General features: G+C 46.0%; 2 protein-coding genes. Both read right to left on the bottom strand.

From position 1 onward, the window contains the following. Nucleotides 1-200 precede the first annotated feature (200 nt). Nucleotides 201-1,490 carry an adenylosuccinate synthase gene (locus tag ACTXGO_RS11765; RefSeq protein ID WP_435950564.1) on the bottom strand — a complete coding sequence of 430 codons (1,290 nt, stop codon included), beginning with the start codon at nt 1,488-1,490 and terminating at the stop codon, nt 201-203. Between the two features lie 163 nt (nt 1,491-1,653). After that, nucleotides 1,654-2,928 (bottom strand): ATP phosphoribosyltransferase regulatory subunit, encoded by a 1,275-nt coding sequence (locus ACTXGO_RS11760; RefSeq protein WP_435950563.1) that lies wholly within the window; start codon nt 2,926-2,928, stop codon nt 1,654-1,656. Between the last annotated feature and the right edge of the window lie 108 nt (nt 2,929-3,036).

Raw genomic sequence — 3,036 nt, 5'->3', positions numbered from 1 at the left:
ACGTTTAGGCATACTAATGCGTATATCTGCGCCTAAACGTGTGATTGCTGCCTATTATAATGATTGACGCTATAAATGATAGGAATAATTTATAATTGTCTCTTAGTAAAAGATAACTATAGACCCAAAAACAAAAAGCCCCAATACTTATTGAGACCTTTTAAATAAAAGCTATTTATTTACTGTCAGCAAAATATCAATTAAGCATCATACGGATCGCGCAGTACGATAGTCTCTTCGCGGTCAGGACCCGTTGAGATAATATCGATAGGACAATCGATGAGTGCTTCGATACGCTTGATGTAGATTTTGGCATTTTCTGGCAGATCATCATAGTTAGTGATACCGACTGTTGACTCGCTCCAACCTTGCAAGGTTTCGTACTTTGGCGTCACAGACTCATAAAACTCAGCATCATGAGCGCCTGCGCATTCAGTCTCTGGCAGATTGTAACCCACACCAATCATCAGCTCTTCTAAACCGTCTAATACATCAAGCTTAGTCAAGCAGATACCTGACAATGAGTTTAATACCACAGCGCGGCGCAGGGCTTCGGCGTCGAACCAACCACAGCGACGCGCACGTCCCGTCGTCGCACCAAACTCATGACCAACACGAGCAAGATGCGCGCCCACATCATCAAACAGCTCCGTTGGAAACGGACCGCTACCGACGCGGGTGGTATAGGCCTTTGTGATACCTAAAACATAATCTAAGTATAAAGGACCGATACCCGTACCCGTAGAGACGCCGCCTGCGGTAACACTAGAGCTGGTGACAAACGGATAAGTGCCATGATCGATATCGAGTAGCGTGCCTTGCGCGCCTTCAAACATCAAATTCTTGCCCGCTAAACGCAACTGATTTAAATCTTCAGTGACATCAGTGACCATGCCTTTGATTTCCTCGCGCCACTCTTGGCACAGCTTGAGCGTCTCATCAAAGTCAATAGCATCGACTTTATAGTACTGCGTCAACTGAAAGTTATGATACTCAATAAGGTTACGTAGTTTTTCTTCTAGATCATCACGGAACAGATCAGCAAGCTTGATTGCACGGCGAGCGACTTTGTCTTCATAGGCAGGACCAATACCGCGACCTGTCGTACCGATTTTGCCACTGCCGCGGCGAGCTTCACGAGCTTGATCAAGTGCCACATGATACGGCATGATAAGTGGGCAATTGGGCGAGATACGCAAACGCTCGCGTACCGGAACATCGTTAGCCTCAAGCTCCCTCATCTCTTTGAGCAAAGCGTCAGGCGCTAGCACCACGCCATTACCAATAAAGCAAGTCACGCCCTCACGTAGGATACCTGATGGAATCAGATGCAAAATAGTCGTTTTTCCGTCGACCACTAAGGTGTGACCTGCGTTATGACCGCCCTGAAAACGTGCAACGGCAGTGGCTTTTTCAGTCAGCAAATCAACGATTTTGCCTTTGCCTTCATCGCCCCATTGGCTACCCAAAACTACGACATTCTTACCCATGATAAATCCTTACGCTACTGTATTGAGTACTCGTTTTAAACCAGCTTACTCTCAAACTTATCAGCTTACCTTTGGTAGTACTGATACATCTGATAATTGCGCTACTATAAAACGGTACGAGTGTATTTAATAAACTTTTGGTGCCGTTATAAATGCTATATGTTTAAACAGCGATCAATTGCCAGTCATTATTATGCAGTGTGAGTCGATGCGTCATGCCCTGCGGACTATCTTGCTCATTTAACGGCATAGTCACGCGATTGCCCTGCTCACGTAGCTGTACTATTTTTTGCTGTAGCGCCTGTTTCTGACTCGCGTCAGCATTACTGCTCGCTTGGTAATCTACAAGGACAACGGTGGCATCATCTAGTTTGACATGAGCTAGCAGGCGACTGACATCCATACTAAACCCTGTCGCCGCGCGCTTAAGCTCGTTCAATAGAGGCTCGTTCGATAATTGACTACCGCTCATCCCATCAAATCGTCCGCCGCGCACTAAAGGCTGGGTCTCGCTATTGATATAACCGTTAAAGACGATGCCTGTATGATAGTGATAGCCTGAGAGCTCAGTAATATCGATACTCACATCGCATCGCCATTTATCCTGTAGATGGCTTGTAAGCAGTTGTAGCTCATCGATCGCGCTAGCAATTTGTTTGTCTTGCTTGGCATCATCTGATAGCTTTGCCAATAGCTGCTCGGTATCGTGTCCATTGCGTGCTAGGACATAAAAATCTGTGCCCATCGGCAGGGACTGGCAGACTCGTTTAAGCTCTGGCAAGTTCTTGTTGGCATAGAGATACATGAGCTGCTCAGTATCATTATCTGATAATTCAGCTAGCTCGCTTAGACGCTTAAAGATAGCCACATGACCTAAGTCAATGTGCAAATTAGCGCTCATTTTTAGCGCCGTTATCATCGTCATCAGCACATCTATCAGCTCGATATCGGCGTCAATAGCATGACAGCCAAAAATCTCAGCGCCTAATTGCAGCGGCGTACGCGAGCCAAACAAGCCCGATGGCAACGTATGAATAACGTCGCCTGCATAACAGTAGCGAGCGATTGCTCTGCCGCCGTGATGAGCATCAATACGCAAAATCTGCGGAGTAATATCCGCGCGCACCCCCATCAAACGCCCAGTCAGCTGATCGATAATCTTAAAAGTTTGCCTTTTTAGATCCTCTGAGGCGTCTCTTAGCAGAGACTCAGTAAACTCAATTATCGGCGGATTAACCAGCTGATAGCCGTGGGTGATAAGCTGCTGGATCAATTGATGACGCAGGATTTCTTGCTTTTGCGCATCATCAAATAGGACGTCAACGACGCCATCAGGCAGTAGCCAGTGATTGGCTGTTTCTCCTGCAAATTGGCTAAGGTGAGCACTGCTTAGAGTCGGCAGAGCATTAGATTGAGCAGAATCAGAACTAGCAGGCACAATAAATCCTTGTTTGGTATATCGCTTACCAAAAACGCAGTATGATAAAAGGTGACGATCAAATAAAAGTTTTTAGCACACAACACTATCTGCCTAATGATACTAAAA

The organism is Psychrobacter sp. T6-1 (genome assembly GCF_052258445.1).
This window is presented reverse-complemented; position numbering and strand designations above follow the sequence as displayed.

Bases quoted from the DNA above. Each gene is read 5' to 3' on its own strand.
- ACTXGO_RS11765 (WP_435950564.1), bottom strand. From the start codon at position 1,490: ATGGGTAAGAATGTCGTAGTTTTGGGTAGCCAATGGGGCGATGAAGGC.